The organism is Pseudomonas sp. E1MeOHC2, from assembly GCF_058745025.1.
This window is the reverse complement of the sequence record NZ_CP196675.1, coordinates 4,643,793-4,659,423: the sequence shown is the minus strand read 5'-3', so window position 1 is coordinate 4,659,423 and position 15,631 is coordinate 4,643,793. Positions and strand designations below refer to the sequence as shown.

General features: G+C 63.6%; 12 protein-coding genes. 6 read left to right on the top strand and 6 right to left on the bottom strand.

Going from position 1 to position 15,631, the window contains the following annotated elements; all coding sequences use genetic code 11:
- Positions 1-234: 234 nt before the first annotated feature.
- From ACSSU5_RS21250 to ACSSU5_RS21240, 3 genes are read left to right on the top strand one after another with little or no spacing between them, the layout of a single operon-like run.
- Positions 235-1,971, top strand: coding sequence for a type I secretion system permease/ATPase (locus tag ACSSU5_RS21250; protein WP_264313765.1), 1,737 nt, complete (start codon positions 235-237; stop codon positions 1,969-1,971).
- A gap of 6 nt (positions 1,972-1,977) precedes the next feature.
- The gene (locus ACSSU5_RS21245; protein ID WP_264313766.1) at positions 1,978-3,318 is read left to right on the top strand and encodes an HlyD family type I secretion periplasmic adaptor subunit; all 1,341 of its coding nucleotides are present in this window, start codon (positions 1,978-1,980) and stop codon (positions 3,316-3,318) included.
- 1 nt (position 3,319) lies between these two features.
- The gene (locus tag ACSSU5_RS21240) at positions 3,320-4,648 is read left to right on the top strand and encodes a TolC family outer membrane protein (RefSeq protein ID WP_264313767.1); all 1,329 of its coding nucleotides are present in this window, start codon (positions 3,320-3,322) and stop codon (positions 4,646-4,648) included.
- On the opposite strand, the gene ACSSU5_RS21235 is transcribed toward ACSSU5_RS21240, so the two are convergent.
- The gene (locus tag ACSSU5_RS21235; RefSeq protein WP_492561349.1) at positions 4,568-5,062 is read right to left on the bottom strand and encodes an MAPEG family protein; all 495 of its coding nucleotides are present in this window, start codon (positions 5,060-5,062) and stop codon (positions 4,568-4,570) included. The two genes, ACSSU5_RS21240 and ACSSU5_RS21235, sit on opposite strands and share 81 nt — an antisense overlap.
- 216 nt (positions 5,063-5,278) lie before the next feature.
- Between ACSSU5_RS21235 and ACSSU5_RS21230 the strand changes: the two genes are divergently transcribed.
- Together ACSSU5_RS21230 and ACSSU5_RS21225 are read left to right on the top strand one after the other, a co-directional pair.
- A complete protein-coding gene (locus tag ACSSU5_RS21230) occupies positions 5,279-6,103 on the top strand; it encodes a helix-turn-helix domain-containing protein (RefSeq protein WP_264313770.1) in 825 nt (274 codons plus the stop codon).
- 10 nt (positions 6,104-6,113) lie between these two features.
- Complete coding sequence (locus ACSSU5_RS21225) at positions 6,114-6,782, top strand: class I SAM-dependent methyltransferase (RefSeq protein ID WP_492559739.1); 669 nt, start codon at positions 6,114-6,116, stop codon at positions 6,780-6,782.
- Positions 6,783-6,939: 157 nt separating this feature from the next.
- Here the strand turns inward: ACSSU5_RS21225 and quiC are convergent, their stop codons facing one another.
- Positions 6,940-8,847, bottom strand: coding sequence for a 3-dehydroshikimate dehydratase QuiC (quiC, locus tag ACSSU5_RS21220; protein ID WP_492559738.1), 1,908 nt, complete (start codon positions 8,845-8,847; stop codon positions 6,940-6,942).
- A 470-nt stretch (positions 8,848-9,317) separates the two neighbouring features.
- Here quiC and ACSSU5_RS21215 point away from each other — a divergent pair, with 470 nt between their 5' ends.
- Positions 9,318-10,691 carry an MFS transporter gene (locus tag ACSSU5_RS21215; RefSeq protein ID WP_274887333.1) on the top strand — a complete coding sequence of 458 codons (1,374 nt, stop codon included), beginning with the start codon at positions 9,318-9,320 and terminating at the stop codon, positions 10,689-10,691.
- Between the two features lie 35 nt (positions 10,692-10,726).
- Here ACSSU5_RS21215 and ACSSU5_RS21210 read toward each other — a convergent pair whose 3' ends face one another.
- The 4 genes from ACSSU5_RS21210 to ACSSU5_RS21195 form a co-directional block, all read right to left on the bottom strand.
- On the bottom strand, positions 10,727-12,139 hold the full coding sequence (locus ACSSU5_RS21210) for a DOPA decarboxylase (protein WP_492559737.1): 1,413 nt from the start codon (positions 12,137-12,139) through the stop codon (positions 10,727-10,729).
- A 198-nt stretch (positions 12,140-12,337) separates the two neighbouring features.
- Positions 12,338-13,282, bottom strand: coding sequence for a LysR family transcriptional regulator (locus ACSSU5_RS21205; RefSeq protein WP_264313775.1), 945 nt, complete (start codon positions 13,280-13,282; stop codon positions 12,338-12,340).
- Between the two features lie 138 nt (positions 13,283-13,420).
- Positions 13,421-14,131, bottom strand: coding sequence for a YebC/PmpR family DNA-binding transcriptional regulator (locus tag ACSSU5_RS21200; RefSeq protein WP_264313776.1), 711 nt, complete (start codon positions 14,129-14,131; stop codon positions 13,421-13,423).
- A gap of 94 nt (positions 14,132-14,225) precedes the next feature.
- A complete protein-coding gene (locus ACSSU5_RS21195) occupies positions 14,226-15,617 on the bottom strand; it encodes an FAD-dependent oxidoreductase (protein WP_492559736.1) in 1,392 nt (463 codons plus the stop codon).
- Positions 15,618-15,631: the final 14 nt, after the last annotated feature.

The window sequence follows — 15,631 nt, the reverse complement described above, 5'->3', positions numbered from 1 at the left end:
ATGCGTTGCAACTCGCTGTTTTTACGTGACTTATGAAAAGTTCAACGCATTTATAGAGCAAAATGATATTACAAGACATTTCAGTGCATCCTACGCTGCTGCTTGTGGGAGCAACGCAGCGTTTTGGGGCTATCCGCCTATAGAGCGACCCGCCTGCGAGCCAATCAGAAGCCACATCTACAGCTGTCCGGGACGCCGCAACGGCCTCCGGTTTTGTGAAGAGGGAGGCCCCAGATGCACAAGCAGCCGCGCACCCGTTCCGAGCTGGCCGACGCGCTCTTTCGCCTGCGCCGCAGCTTCTACTCACTGGCAGGCTTCAGCGGCGTCATAAACGTCATGATGTTGACGCCAGCCGTCTACATGCTCCAGGTCTACGACCGCGCCCTGGTCAGCCGCAACATCACCACACTGACGATGCTGACCCTGCTGGTGGTCGGGCTGTTCCTGCTGATGTCCGCCCTGGAAATGATTCGCACCCGGGTGTTGATTCGGGTAGGCAACAGCCTGGACATGGACCTCAACCGGCGCATTTTCAGCGCCGCGTTCGAACGCAACCTGAACCGCGCCGGAGGCAACCCAGCCCAGGCCCTGCAAGACCTTGCGCAGGTTCGCCAGTTTCTGACCGGCAATGGCCTGTTCGCCTTCTTCGATGCGCCCTGGACACCGATCTACCTGTTGGTCTGCTACTTGATCCACCCCCTGCTCGGGCTGGTCACGATGATCGGCTCGCTGATCCTGGCGGGCCTGGCATACCTCACCGAAAAGACCACCCACAAGCCGCTGGCCGAGGCCAACCACGCGGCGCTTTCCTCCGCCAGCTACGCCAACAACAACCTGCGCAACGCCGAAGTCATCGAGGCCATGGGCATGCTGCCGTCGATCAGCAAGCGCTGGTACCAGAGCCACCTGCGCATCCTGCAGATGCAGACCCTGGCCTCCGACCGTGCCGCCCTGATCAGCAGCACCGGGCGCTTCGTGCGCATCACCCTGCAATCGCTGATCCTCGGCACCGGTGCGCTGCTGGCCATCGAAGGCAAGATCACCCCGGGCATGATGATCGCCTGCTCGATCCTCACCGGCCGTGCGCTGGGGCCGGTTGAGCAGGTCATTGCCTCCTGGAAGCAACTGCTTGGTTGCCGTTCGGCCTGGGGGCGGCTCAACGAGCTGCTGCAGGACTACCCGCGCCGGCCACCGAGCATGTCGCTGCAACGGCCCGTGGGCATGCTTGCCGTGGAGAACGTGTTTGCCGGCGCCCCCGGTACCAACACCACCATTTTGCGCGGGGTGAGTTTCAGCCTGGCGCCGGGCGAAAGCCTCGGCGTCATAGGCCCTTCCGCTTCGGGCAAGTCCACCCTCGCCCGCTTGCTGGTTGGCGTCTGGCCGACCCAGGCCGGCAAGGTGCGCCTGGACGGCGCCGACATCTTCACCTGGAACAAGGGCGAACTCGGCCCGTGGCTCGGCTACCTGCCGCAGGACGTCGAACTGTTCGAAGGGACCATCGCCGACAACATCGCGCGTTTTGCCGAGGTGGACAGCGATGCGGTCATCCGCGCAGCCAAGAGCACCGGCGTGCACGAAATGATCCTGCGTTTCCCGCAGGGTTACGACACCCGTCTAGGCACCGATGGCAGCCCGCTTTCCGGTGGCCAGAAGCAGCGCATTGCCCTGGCCCGTGCACTCTATGGCGAACCCAACCTGGTGGTACTGGATGAGCCCAACGCCAACCTCGACGATGTCGGTGAAAAGGCCCTGGTCGATGCCCTGGCCGAACTCAAGGCGCGCGGTGCCACGGTCGTGCTGGTGTCCCATCGGCCCAATGTGCTCTGCGCCGTCGACAAAGTCCTGATGCTGCGTGACGGCGGCGTGCAGATGCTGGGCACGCGCGACGAAGTCTTTGCAGCACTGCGTAAAGCGAGCGTGATACCTGCCGGCGCAGCGGCGCCACTGGCCTCGGTAAAAGTACGGGAGTGACCGATCATGCACATGAGCCAACCTACCGAGTTGATTCCCGCCGAGGCCAACAACCTGATCGACCAGGACGCCGGCAAACCGGTGCGCTGGGGCCTGTGGCTGGTCCTTGCCGGCTTTGGCGGCTTCCTGCTGTGGGCCTGGCTGGCGCCGCTGGATGCCGGCGTGGTCGCGACCGGCACGGTCAAGGTCACCAGCAATCGCAAGGCGGTGCAGCACCTGAGTGGCGGCACCGTGGAGGCGATTATGGTGCGCGAAGGCGATGTGGTGAAAAAGGGCCAGGAGGTGGTTCGCCTCGATGCCCTGCGCGCCGTGGCCGAACAGGGCGCGGTCAGCGCCCAGTACATCGTCAGCAAGACCGTTGAAAACCGCCTCGAAGCCGAGCGCGACAGCCGCGACACGGTGAGTTTCGACCCGGCGTTGCTCAAGCGCTTCGGCGCTGACCCACGCCTGCTGGCCGCCATGGACCTGCAACAACGCCTGCTGGATACCCGTCGCGCCGGCCTGGCAGGAGAAATCAGCATCCTCGAAGAGAACCTGGCGGCATCGGCCGTGCAGCTCAAGGGCCTGCAGCAGGTGTACGGCGCGCGCGCTTCACAGATCAACTTCCTCGGCCAGGAACTGCAAGGCACCCGCGTGCTGGCGGCCGAGGGCTATGTGCCACGCAACCGCCTGCTCGAACTTGAGCGCAGTAACGCCGACCTCTCCGCCGGCCAGGCCGAGAACCTCAACAACATCGCCCGCGTTCGCAGCCAGACCACCGAGATCAAGCTGCGCATTCTCCAGCGCCAGCACGACTACCTGAAAGAGGTCGAATCACAACTGACCGATACCGCCAAGGAAAACACCACCCTGGCCGACCGCTTGCGCGCGCTGGACTACGAAGTGACCCACACGGTGATCCGCTCGCCCATCGACGGCATGGTCCAGGCCCTGGGCATCGCCACGGTTGGCGGGGTCATCCAGCCGGGTGCCAAGCTCATGGAAATCGTCCCGCTCGACGAGCCGTTGCAGGTCGATGCGATGATCCCGGTACAGGCCATCGACAAGATGGTTCCGGGGCTTGCCGTGGATATCGCCTTCCCGGCCTTCAACCACGCCCAGACACCGAACATCCCTGGCCGGGTCAAGACCGTCTCCGCCGACCGCCTGCTCGATGAGGAAAGCAAGCAGCCGTTCTACCTGGCCCAGGTGGACGTCTCGCCGGCCGGCATGAGCCTGCTTGGCAGCAACCACATACGCCCCGGCATGCCCGCCACCGTCACCATCAAGACCGGTGAGCGCAACCTGCTCAGCTACCTGCTCAAACCAATGCTCGAACGCGTGGACAGTGCCTTCAAGGAGCAATGAAATGAACCGACACTGCCTGATGTTGTGCCTGCTGGGGTTGTCCTTGCCGGCCAGTGCCATGGACCTCAAACAAGCCTGGGACCTGTTGCAATATCAAGGCCCTGTCTACCGCGCCGCCGAACATGAAAAAGCCGCCGGTATGGAAAACCGGGCCATCGGCCAGGCTGGCCTGCTGCCGCAAATCAACGCCACGGCCTACTACAACAAGGTCAATGGCACCCAGGAGCAAAGCAGCCTCGAAAGGGATCTGGACTACAACTCTAAGGGCGCCAGCGTGCGCCTGCGCCAACCGCTGTTCAACAAGCAGAAGATGGCCGAATACCGCCAGGGCCAGCAACGTGCCGACTACAGCGTCGCGGTGTTCGATGCCAAGAGCCAGGATGCGGCGGTGCGCCTGGCCGACAGCTACTTCGATGTGCTCCTGGCCAGCGAAACCATCACCCTCGCCAAGGCCAAGCTGAACGCCTTCGAAGAACAGCTTGCCTCGGCCAAACGGCGCATGGAACTGGGCGCCGGCACGGTGACCGACATCGACGAATCGGTCGCTCGCCGCGACCTGGCCGAGGCTGACCTGATCGAAGCCCAGGACAACCTGGTCAACACCCGTCGCAAGCTTGAGGAGTACATCGGCGAAACCCCCGCCTCGCTGACCACCCTGCAGCCAGGCTTCAGCACCCCGCCGCTGCTGCCGGGCAACCTGCAGGACTGGCTGGTCAAGGCCCAGGCCGACAGCCCACTGATTCACGCCCGCCGGCACAGTTACGAGCTCGCCGAGGAAGAGGTGAACCGGGCCAAGGCCGGGCATTGGCCCACCCTGGACTTTGTTGCGGGCTACACCGCGGGCAGCAGCCAATCGATTTCAGAGCTGAACCAGCGCAACCAGTACAGCTCGATCGGGCTGGAACTGAACATTCCGCTGTACAGCGGCGGCAGCACCAGCGCGCTGACCCGCCAGGCCAGCGCCAACAGTTCGAAAGCCCTGGACGAGCTCGACGCAACCCGCCAGGAGGTCATTTCCGATACCACCCGTGAGTACCGTGGCGTGCAGAGTGGCGCGATGCGTATTCAAGCGCTGGAAAAGGCCGTCTCGTCCAATGAACGCTCGCTGACCTCGACGCGCAAGGGCTTCAAGGAGGGGGGTACCAGCACCAACTCGGACGTACTCAACGCTGAAGAACTGCTGTTCGATGCACGCCATGACCTGTTCGAGGCCAAGTTGAACTACCTGATGTCGCGCCTGCGCCTGGCATCATCGGTGGGCAGCCTGGGGGATGATGATATCGAGCTGGTCAACGACTACCTTGGGCCGGAGTTGATGGTCAGTAACTGAGGCCTTCGCGACCACTGCCGCCAACCCCAGTAAACAAAGCAAACCCAGCGCAAAGCTGACCGTCCGCCAAGGCTGCATACCGCGTAGATAGCACAGGGTATGCGCCACTCTGGCAACGGTGAACACCACACTCAGCCAAATGATGGCCACCTCAGTCGCGCCCAGGGCAATCGCCAGGCCAGCCATGGCGAAAAACGCTGGAATGTTCTCCAGGTCATTGGCCCAGGCCCTGCTGGCCCGGCTGACCTGTGGCAGTTCTTCAACGTTGGCAGAACGTCCAAAGAACGCCGCGTCTTCACCATTGGTAAAGGCCTTGTAACGAAGGCGGTAGTAGCCTTGATAGCAAGAGATCGCCAGCATTTTCAGGAACAGCACGACCACACAGACCGCATAGACAGACAAGGCGCCGTGCATCATGCCTGCTCCTGCGTTTCATGGGGCAAGCGCCCAGAGAAACCTTCAAAGACGATGTACAGCGAAAACGGCATCAATGCAGCCAGCGCGATCCTGGGGCTTTTCATCTTCAATCCTCCTTAACCAATACCGCGCCAAGGTAGTGCTATGGTTGCAGCCCACTCAATGACCTCACAGGTCATCGACGCCCCTCTCTCGGTCAGTCAGAGTTGCCCCATGAGTAACCGCCCTTTCCACACGACCGCCTCAGCCGGTAACCCGGCAGGCAACCGCTTGCGCCGACACCGTCAACAGGCTGGTTTGAGCCAGCTTGAGCTTGCCCTGCTCGCCAACGTATCCCAGCGTCATCTGAGCTGCGTGGAAACCGGGCGCGCCAAACCAAGCCCAGGCACGTTGCATGCCCTGCTTTCTGCTTTGGACGTACCTTTGGAGGAATGCAACGAAGTTTTCCTCGCGGCAGGCTATGCGCCTCGTTACACCGCCTCCGCGCTGAGCGCACCTCACCTGGCGGTGGTTCACGATGCGATTGCGCACATCCTGCAGGCCAACAACCCAGCCCCGGCGATCGTCCTGGACAATACCTGGCGCATCACCGCCGCCAACACCGGTGCAACCCGGCTGCTGCACATAGCCGGGGTCGATACGGGCAGTGGCACAGCGCTCAACCTGCTGCAGTTGCTGTTTTGCCCTGGGGGTTTGGGTGATGCCCTGGTCAACGCCGAGGAAGTCCGCGCAATCGCCTGGCAGCGCGCCTCGCGCGAAGCGGTCGGCAACGCGGATCTGGCGCGTATCTTGGCGCAACTGCCAACGCCTGCCGAGCGGACCTCTGCCGTATCACCATCGCCTGTGGTACTGACTCGCCTGCGCTCCAGCCAGGGCGAGTTACAGTTTCTCTCAACGTTCACGACGTTCGGCATGCCGCAGGATATAACAGTGGCATCGCTGCGCATCGAGCACCTGATACCTGCCGATGCACATACCTGGCAAACCATGACGATGGTTTGCAGCCAAGCCACGCAATTGGCCCCCACTGAGCCTTGAGGGACACCCTATGCAAGACGCCGAAAGCCACTTGCTGAACAGCTGGCAGCACAACGCCCAGGCCTGGATCGACGCGGTGCGCAGCGGCGCCATCGAGAGCCGTCGGCAAGTGACCGACCAGGCCATCGTGCTGGCCATTCTCAGCCGACAACCCGAGCGCGTACTCGACCTTGGGTGTGGTGAAGGCTGGTTGCTGCGGGCGCTGGCCGATCGTGGCATCGAGGCGGTCGGCGTGGATGGCGACAAGACCCTGGTGGAGGCGGCCCGCGCGGCAGGCTCCGCCGAGGTGCACCTTGCCAGTTACGCACAGCTGGCCGAGGGCGAAGTCAGCGTTGGCCGTGACTACGACCTGGTCTGCGCCAACTTCGCGTTGTTGCAGCAGGACGTCATTCCCCTGTTGGCGGCAATGAACGGGCTGCTGGCGCCCGGTGGTGCACTGGTGATCCAGACCTTGCACCCCTGGAGCGTGGCAGCGGGCGATTATCAGGATGGTTGGCGGGAAGAGTCGTTTGCAGGGTTTGGCGGGGACTGGCGGCCGATGCCCTGGTACTTCCGCACCTTGGCCAGTTGGCTCACTGCATTGGACATGGCCGGGCTGCGCCTGGTCAGCCTGCAAGAGCCGCAGCATCCTCAAAGTGCGGTGCCGCAGGCGTTGTTGATGGTGGCCGAAGGGCGATGAATTCACACTGCGGTGGCTTCAATACCTGTGGGAGCGGGCTTGCCCCGCGAAGAAGGCGACGCGGTATATGGCACCGGCTTTGCCGGTGTTCGCGGGGCAAGCCCGCTCCCACACAGACCTTGCTAGAACAATAAGATCAGTTATGAAGTAGCGGCGCTTACAGCACCGGCTTGCGCGCTGCCCCGCTGCGGGCCTTGGCCATCGCAGCCAGACGCACCGCGACATTCGCCGCGCCATACCCGGCATAGCCGCCCTTGCGCTGGATGATCTCGAAGAAGAAACGCTCCTCGAACGGCTCGGTATAGACGTGGAACAACTCGCCGCCCTGGGCGTCACGGTCGTACAGCACGTTGTAGTACGCCAGTTCGCTAAGGAACTCGTCGTCAAAGTCAAAACGCGCCGCCAGGTCGTCGTAATAGTTGAGCGGGATTTCCAGCAGCGGCACACCCGCCAACTTGGCACGCGCCACCTCACGGAAGATGTCGTCACAATCGAAGGCGATGTGATGCACACCCGATCCACGGTAGCTGGACAATGCGTGGGCAATGGCCGTGTTGCGGTTCTCGGAAATGTTCAGTGGCAGGCGCAAGGTGCCGCACTGGCTGCGCAGGGCGCGGCTCTTGACCAGGCCATAAGGGTCGGGCAGCACCACTTCATCGTCGGCGGCGAAATCGAACAGGCTCTTGTAGAACAGCACCCAGCTGTCCAGCGACTCGGCCGGCAGCGCCAGGGCCATGTGGTCGATACGGCGCAGGCCACCGCTGGCTGCAGCGGCTTTGTCCAGGCTGAAGTCGGTGTCGTACAGGGTCTGGCCAGCAGTACCCTGCTCCACCAGGTACAGCAGGCTGCCATCGGGCGCGCGCACCGCAGGTACTTCACATTCGTTGGGGCCGACCAGGCCACGGAACGGCTGCCCACGGAAGGCGGTGGCGCGTTTAAGGCAAGCCTGCTGGTCCTTGACCCGCAACGCCGTGGCGCACAGCGACGGGCCATGCGCCTCGAAGAAGTTGTGGCCAAACGAGTAGGGTTCGGCATTGAGGACGATGTTGATGTCGCCCTGGCGCAGCAGTTGCACATCCTTACTGCGGTGTTTGCCGGCGTCGGCGAAGCCCAGGCGTTTCAGCCAACTGCTCAGGCGTGCGCCGACGGCTTCATCGACTGCAAATTCAAGAAACTCCACGCCGTCATAGGTACTGGCCGCCGGTGGGGTGAACAGCACGCCAGGTTCGATTTGCGTGTTCTCCTGTTCCAGGCGCAGGCGAGTCTGCTCTTCGAGGTACAGCAGCGAGCGCAAGCCGTCGGCGGCGTTCTGCCGAGGCGGCGCGGCGCGGAAGCCGTCGTTGAAAATTTCCAGTGACAGCGGGCCACGGTAGCCGGTGGCGAGGATGGGGGCAAGAAAGCCCGCCAGGTCCATTTCGCCCTGCCCCGGGAAGCAACGGAAATGCCGGCTCCACTCCAGCACGTCCATGGCCAGGATCGGCGCATCGGCCATCTGCACGAAGAAGATCTTGTCGCCGGGTATGTCGCGGATCGCGCTGGGGTCACCCTTGAGCGACAAGGTATGGAAACTGTCGAGAATTACCCCCAACGCCGGATGGTCAGCCTGGCGCACCAGGTTCCAAACCTGCTGATAGGTATTGACGTGACGGCCCCAGGCCAAGGCTTCGTAGCCGATGCGCAGGCCGCGCTGGCCAGCATGCTCGGCCAACAGGCGCAGGTCGTCCACCAATAGCTGCTCGTCGCCCAGGGCGTCGGCCTGGACGTTGCTGCACACCAGCACCAGGTCGGTACCCAGTTCCTGCATCAAGTCGAACTTGCGCTCGGCGCGATCGACGTTCTTCTGCAGACGCTCGCGGCGGCAGCCTTCGAAATCACGGAACGGCTGGAACAGGGTGATGGCGATGCCCAGGTCGGCGCACATCTGGCGAACCTGGCGCGGGCTGCCGGCGTAATAGAGCAGATCGTTCTCGAAGATCTCGACGCCGTCGAAACCGGCGGCGGCGATGGCTTCGAGCTTTTCCGGCAGGGTGCCGCTCAAGGACACGGTGGCAATCGAACGCTGCATGGCGGGAGTTCCTTGTTGTTAGGGGACGACGGCGCAGGAAACTGACGGTGACGGTGCCTGGCATGATGGATTATTCGCAGGTAAAGTCGCCTCATCAACGTCTTTGTACGGAATGGTTAGTTTTGTGTTCGATTACCGAACAAAACCCGATTTCGTGAATTGCTACACCGCCACCCCGTGGTCAACATTAAAACCAGACGCAGGCACACCGACCGCCACCTTCTTGCCGAGACGGTCGTTGGGCAGCAACCTGCGCTGACAAGCCCAACGTCACAACATAATAAGTTCAATAAAACCGGGTACCGACCTATGCACACTGCTCTCGCCTTGCGATCCGCACCTGTCTCCTGGCTGTCTGTCACGGCCTTGGCGCGGCGTACACCCGCTCTTCACGTTTGACCCCACTCCCGAGATAACCCCCACGCTCGCCTTGCGCCGTGCGGGAACCAACAAGAACAACGGAGACACCGATGGCTCACTCCAGCTCTCAAGCCAAGAAAGCGACCGCCAGTGGATGGATAGGCTCGGCACTCGAGTACTACGACTTTTTCATCTATGCCCAGGCTGCGGCCCTGATTTTCCCGCAAATCTTCTTCCCCAACACCGACCCAAAAATGGCGATCATCGCCTCGCTGGCCACTTACGGGGTCGGCTACCTGGCCCGCCCGGTCGGCGCCATCGTGCTTGGCCACTGGGGTGACACCCGCGGTCGCAAGAACGTACTGCTGCTGTGCATGTTCCTGATGGGCGTGTCGACCATGGCCGTGGGCCTGCTGCCCACGTACCACGACATCGGCATCCTCGCCCCGGTCTTGCTGGTGCTGCTGCGCCTGGTCCAGGGCTTCGCGGTAGCCGGCGAGATCTCAGGCGCCAGTTCGATGATCATGGAGCACGCGCCGTTCGGGCGACGTGGCTATTACGCCAGCTTCACCCTGCAAGGCGTACAGGCCGGCCAGGTTCTGGCGGCGGCGGTATTCCTGCCACTGGCCTACTTCATGCCGAGCGAAGCCTTCAACGACTGGGGCTGGCGCATTCCGTTCCTGATGAGCGCGGTGGTGTTGATCGCCGGCTTCATCATCCGTAAGGAAGTGCACGAAACGCCTGCATTCGTGAAGGAAGAGAAACAAGACAAGGTCGCCAAGTCGCCAGTCAGCGAGGCTTTCCGCCACAGCTGGAAACACATGGTGCTGGTGATGTTCATGGCCCTGATGAACGTGATTCCGGTGGTCGCCACTATCTTCGGCGCAGCCTACGCGGTGCAGCCGGCGTATGGCATCGGCTTCGACAAGAGCGTGTACCTGTGGATTCCGGTGGTCGGCAACATCGTTGCGGTGCTGGTGATTCCCTTTGTCGGCAACCTGTCCGACAAGATCGGCCGTCGCCCGACCATGATCGCCGGCTGCCTGGGTTCGGGCCTGCTGGCCTTCGTCTACCTGTATGCGATCAGCATCCAGAACGTACCGCTGGCCTTCGCGGCCTCGATCGTCATGTGGGGCATGGTCTACCAGGGCTATAACGCGGTGTTCCCAAGCTTCTACCCAGAGCTGTTCCAGACCCGTTACCGTGTGTCGGCCATGGCCATCGCGCAGAACATCGGCACCATGCTGACCGCCATGCTGCCGGCGCTGTTCGCCCTGGTGGCACCACCGGGCTCGGACAACATTCCGCTGGTGGTCGGTGGCATGGCGTTCTTCATCACCTGCATCTGCGCCCTGGCGGCGTACATCGCACCAGAAACCCATCGCCTGTCGATGGAAGACCTGGGCAATCCGCAGGCCAAGCCGATGGAGAAGGCTGCGTACGAAGCCAGCCGTAAAGGCAGCTTGCAGACCGCAAGCCATTGATAGAACGCTGGGGCCGCTTTGCGGCCCCAGCCATTTCAGCCCTTGATCACTTCCTGCAGTCGCTGCCACAGTCTTTCGACATGTTCGCGCTCGGTCGGCAATGCGCCAATCGACACCCGCACCATCCACCGTCCCTCCAGCGTCGCCGGCGTCACATAAGCCTCCCCTGAAGCATTGAGCCGCTCGGCCCAGGCCCTGGTATGCGCATCCAGCGCCTCCCCTTCCAGCCCCGCTGGCCGATGCTGAATACACAACGTCTGCAACTGCACCGGCGCCAACAGCGCCCAACCCGGCGTCGCCTCGACCTGCCCGGCAAGCCACTGGGCGTTATCCAAGTCGCGACGCAAGCGTGCCTGCAGCGCTTCGACGCCTTCGCTGCGCAACATGAACCACAGCTTCAAAGCACGGAACCGCCGGCCCAGCGGAATACCCCAATCACGCAGGTTCTTGACCTCGCCATCCACCGCCGACTGCAGGTAGCTGGGGTTGGTACTCATCACCCGGATCAGGTGCTGCGGGTCGCGCACGTAGTAGATCGAACAGTCGAAGGCCACGCCCAGCCACTTGTGCGCATTGACCACCACCGAATCGGCCATCTCGATGCCCTCCCACATCCAGCGGCACTCAGGCAGGATCATTGCCGAGCCTGCCATGGCCGAATCGACATGCAGCCACAGGCCATGGGCCTGGGTAATTTCACCAATCGGGCGCAGCGGGTCGAGCGCCGTGGTGGCGGTGGTGCCGGTGGTCGCGACCACCGCACAAGGCTGATTACCGGCCGCCAGATCCTGCTCGATGGCCGCCCGCAGCGCTTCTGGCTGCAGGGCGAACTGCGCGTCGGTAGGGATCAGGCGAATGTTGTCACGGCCAAACCCGGCCAACAGCGCGGCCTTGTCCACCGAGCTGTGGGCGTGGGCGCTGACATAGACGATCAGCGGCTTGGCCTGAGCCTGCAGGCCACCGCGCACCAGCGCGTAATCGCTGGCACGCTCACGGGCGCAGATCAGCGCCACCAGGGTGCTGGTAGAGGCTGTGTCTTGGATCACCCCGCTCCATTGCCCTGAAAGGCCGAGCAACTGGCGCAACCAGTCGAGGGTGGTTTCTTCCAGCTCGCTCAACGCTGGGCTGGACTGCCAGGACAGGCCCAGTACGCCCAGGCCGGTACTTAGGAAATCACCCAGCACCGATGACAGCGTGCCGTTGGAGGGGAAGTAACCGTAGAAATCCGGGTGCTGCCAGTGAGACAGGCCGGGCATGACGAGGTTATTGACGTCGTCGAGAATCGCCTCGAAGGGTTCGCCCTGCTGCGGGGCGTTTTCCGGCAGGGCCGCTTTCAGGTAGCCGGGCTCGACCTGCGCCATGACCGGGCGTTCGCCCACGGTCTGGCGGTAGTCGGCGATCAGGTCGATCAGTTGGTGGCCGTACTGGCGGAATTGTTCGGGGGTCACGGGCGGTCTCCTGTGGGCAGTTTGCTGCCTGAGCCGGCCATTCGCGGGCAAGCCCGCTCCCACAGGGTGATCACAGCTCACAGGGCTGTCGTTAACCTGTGGGAGCGGGCTTGCCCGCGAATGGCCGGCCCAGGCAATCCATGCCCGACAGTCTAGGTGCCGCCGGCCCTGCAAAGAACCCCGCTTCGCGCATACCTCCTATGGCGTTGGCGCATGCCCCCCTTGCACGCCGAACTGCGACTGGCGCCACAGGTCAAACACCCGGTTGCGCAACCAGCGGTGCTCGGCCGAGGCCTGCAGGCGCTGGTGCCAGACCACCCAGTAGCGCTGGCTGTGATCGATAAAGCCCAGCGGTCGCCAGGCCAGGTCATGCAGGCGGCACAGTTGCCGGGCAATGTGTTCGGGCACCGTGGCCACCGCCTGACTGTTGCCGATCACCTGCACGGTGGCGGAGAAAAACGGCACTTCCAGGCTGACCCGCCGCTGCAGGCCTTGAGCGCGCAAGTGGCGGTCGATGAAGCTGTCCTTGTCGCCACCACCGGAGATGCGCACGTGCTTGTGGGCCAGGTAGTCCTCCTGGCTGAGCGTGGCATGGGCACTCAGCGGGTGATCGCGGCGCATCAGGCACACGGCGCGATCCTCGCCGAGCAAGCGGCCATGCAGATTGGCGGGCGACTCGTCGAACAACGTGGTGGCCAGGTCGATCTCGCCGCTGGCAAGCAAGGCGTATTGGCCGGCCTGCCAGGTGCGGTACTCGAGGGAGACGCCGGGCGCTTCGTGCTCCAGCGCTGCCACCAGCAACGGCAGCATATGCTCGGCGACGTAGTCCGAGGCAGCCAGGCAGAAACGCCGCTCGCAGCGGGCCGGGTCGAACACGGCCGGTTGGCGCAGTGCTTGCAGCTCTTCCAGGATTTGTCGCAGGGGCTCCAGCAACGCTTCGGCGTGCTCGCTGAGCACATAGCCACGGCCTTGGCGCACCAGCAGCGGGTCGTCGAAGGCTTCGCGCAGGTGGGCCAATTGACGGCTCAGGGCCGATTGGCTGACGCCCAGGCGTTCGGCGGCGTGGCTGAGGTTCTTAAGCTGCAGGAGGCAGTCAAGGGTGCGTAGATGGGCGAGGCTCAGGGAGGCGAAAGTTGGGTTCATGCAGGCTCCCCTTTATCAAATTCACCGGCCCATTCGCGGGGCAAGCCCGCTCCCACAGGGCCCGGCAGTGTTTGAGGTTAGCGGGGTCCTGTGGGAGCGGGCTTGCTCCGCGAATGGGCCGCAAAGCGGCCCCGGCTTTTAGTCGGTCAGGCCGACATAGACGTTCTGCACGTCATCGTTCTCGTCGATCGCCTCGAGGAACGCCTCGACCTCGGCCAATGCCTCAGCGCTCAGGCTGGCAGCACTCACCGGGTTCTTCGGGGTGTAGCCGATCTTTGCCGAGGTCACGGTAAAGCCATGCTCCGGCAGGGCCTTCTGCACCGCGTCCAGGTCGGTGGTGTCGGTGATGAACAGGGTCGAACCCTCTTCTTCCCCGTCTTCAAAGTCCTGGGCGCCGGCTTCGATGGCGGCCATTTCCGGGTCGGCATCGCCGCTCGGGGTGGCTTCGATCAGGCCGACATGGTTGAAGTCCCAGGCCACCGAGCCGCTTGCACCGAGCTGGCCCTTGCGGAACAGCACACGGATCTGCGCGACGGTACGGTTGATGTTGTCCGTCAGGCACTCGACGATCAGCGGCACCTGGTGCGGTGCGAAACCTTCGTAGCTCACCGCGTGGTACTGCACGGCATCACCGTCCAGGCCAGCACCTTTGCGGATTGCCCGGTCCAGAGTCTCACGGGTCATCGAGGCTTTCTTGGCCTGCACGATGGCCAGGCGCAGGCGCGGGTTCATGTCGGGGTCGGCGCCCGATTTGGCAGCGATCTGGATCTCTTTGGACAGCTTGCCCATGACCTTGCCTTTGGCATTGGCCGCTGTTTCTCTATGTTTGGCTTTCCACTGTGCGCCCATGTCGACTCTCTTGTTTCAACGGCCAGTTCAGGAAGCGACCGGCCAAAAGTGGGTGCAGTTTATACGCCCTCGGGCATGTGATCGACAAGAAATCTCACGCTTTGTCGGCCTTCCCCGCCGCCGCCGCAAAACGCGCCAGGCGCACGTCAAGGTGGCGGGGCCGCAGGCCGCGGTCTTCGGCGCGCTCCTTGCGGCGAATGGCATCGCGCACCATCAGCGACCCCAGGTAGCGGATCGGCTCCGGTGGGAACAGCCCCAGCGGCCCCTTGACCAACGGCGAGCGGGTCCAGGGGTTGTCCAGCCCCAGCGCCAGCGACGAGAGGATCTGCCCGCCCATGTGGCACGGCCCGACGCCGCTGCCGGAATAGCCAAAGCCGTAGAACACGTTGCCCTGCCCGTCCAGCCGACCAAAGAACGGCAGGCCGGTCACGGAGCGGTCCGACGGCCCGTTCCAGCTGGCCGCCAACGGCACCTGCGCCAGGGCCGGAAAGAACCCGGCCAGGCTTTCACGCAGCAGCGGCCGGTACGGCGATGGCTGGTCGAATACCGGCAGCATGCGCCCACCGTAGGCAAAGGTATTGCCACCCTTGCCGAGCATCAGCCGGCCATCGGAGGTGTTGTGGTAGTAATGCACGAAAATGCGCGAGTCGAGCACGCTGACGCCGGTGTCCAGGCCGATTTCACGCAACAGCTCGGGGCACGGCTCGGTAATCACCATGTCGCTTGAAACAATCGCCACACTGCGCTCGAACTGCGGGAACGCCCGCGCCATCCAGGCATTGAGGCCCAGTACCACACGGTCGGCGTGCAACGTGCCCTGGGCCGTGCGCACCTGTACCGGGGTACCGTGCGCCAGGCCGGTCATGGCCGTGCCTTCGTGAATGCGCACGCCACGCTGCAAGGCCACCCGCCGCAGGCCCCGCACCAACTGCCCTGGCTGCACGGTGGCGGCGGCCGGCGAGAACCAGCCCTCCCGATGCCGCGCCGACCCCGCCAGGCGCTGCACCTGCTCCAGCGGCAGCCGCTGGAACGAATTGATCCCCTTGTGCTCCAGCGCGGCGATCACCGCATCGGTGGCACCGACCTGGGCCTGATTGGTGGCGGTGTACAGCGTGCCGTCCAGGCGGTAGTCGCAGTCGATACCATTGGCGTCGCAAAACGCCCCGATGGCACCGATGCTGCGCTCTGACTCACGTACCAGGCGCACGGCCTCGGCCGCGCCGAAAAGGCGTTCGAGGGTGAAGTACTTGGCCGACCAGGACAGCGCGCAACCGCCATTGCGACCACTGGCACCGGCACCGCAGATGTCGGCCTCGATCAGCACGACATCCAGCGCAGGCACGGCCTCCTTGAGCATCAATGCGGTCCACAGGCCGGTGTAGCCGCCGCCGACGATGCACACATCGCAACGGCTATTGCCTTGCAGCGGCGGGCATGCCGCCTCCTGCGCAGCATCCAGGGCTTGTTGCAGCCAGAAGGGTCTCATTCGCTCGCTTTCCT

Coding starts and splice junctions, on each gene's coding strand:
- ACSSU5_RS21250 (WP_264313765.1), top strand. CDS start 235: ATGCACAAGCAGCCGCGCACCCGTTCCGAGCTGGCCGACGCGCTCTTT.
- ACSSU5_RS21245 (WP_264313766.1), top strand. CDS start 1,978: ATGCACATGAGCCAACCTACCGAGTTGATTCCCGCCGAGGCCAACAAC.
- ACSSU5_RS21240 (WP_264313767.1), top strand. CDS start 3,320: ATGAACCGACACTGCCTGATGTTGTGCCTGCTGGGGTTGTCCTTGCCG.
- ACSSU5_RS21235 (WP_492561349.1), bottom strand. CDS start 5,062: ATGCACGGCGCCTTGTCTGTCTATGCGGTCTGTGTGGTCGTGCTGTTC.
- ACSSU5_RS21230 (WP_264313770.1), top strand. CDS start 5,279: ATGAGTAACCGCCCTTTCCACACGACCGCCTCAGCCGGTAACCCGGCA.
- ACSSU5_RS21225 (WP_492559739.1), top strand. CDS start 6,114: ATGCAAGACGCCGAAAGCCACTTGCTGAACAGCTGGCAGCACAACGCC.
- quiC (WP_492559738.1), bottom strand. CDS start 8,847: ATGCAGCGTTCGATTGCCACCGTGTCCTTGAGCGGCACCCTGCCGGAA.
- ACSSU5_RS21215 (WP_274887333.1), top strand. CDS start 9,318: ATGGCTCACTCCAGCTCTCAAGCCAAGAAAGCGACCGCCAGTGGATGG.
- ACSSU5_RS21205 (WP_264313775.1), bottom strand. CDS start 13,282: ATGAACCCAACTTTCGCCTCCCTGAGCCTCGCCCATCTACGCACCCTT.
- ACSSU5_RS21200 (WP_264313776.1), bottom strand. CDS start 14,131: ATGGGCGCACAGTGGAAAGCCAAACATAGAGAAACAGCGGCCAATGCC.
- ACSSU5_RS21195 (WP_492559736.1), bottom strand. CDS start 15,617: ATGAGACCCTTCTGGCTGCAACAAGCCCTGGATGCTGCGCAGGAGGCG.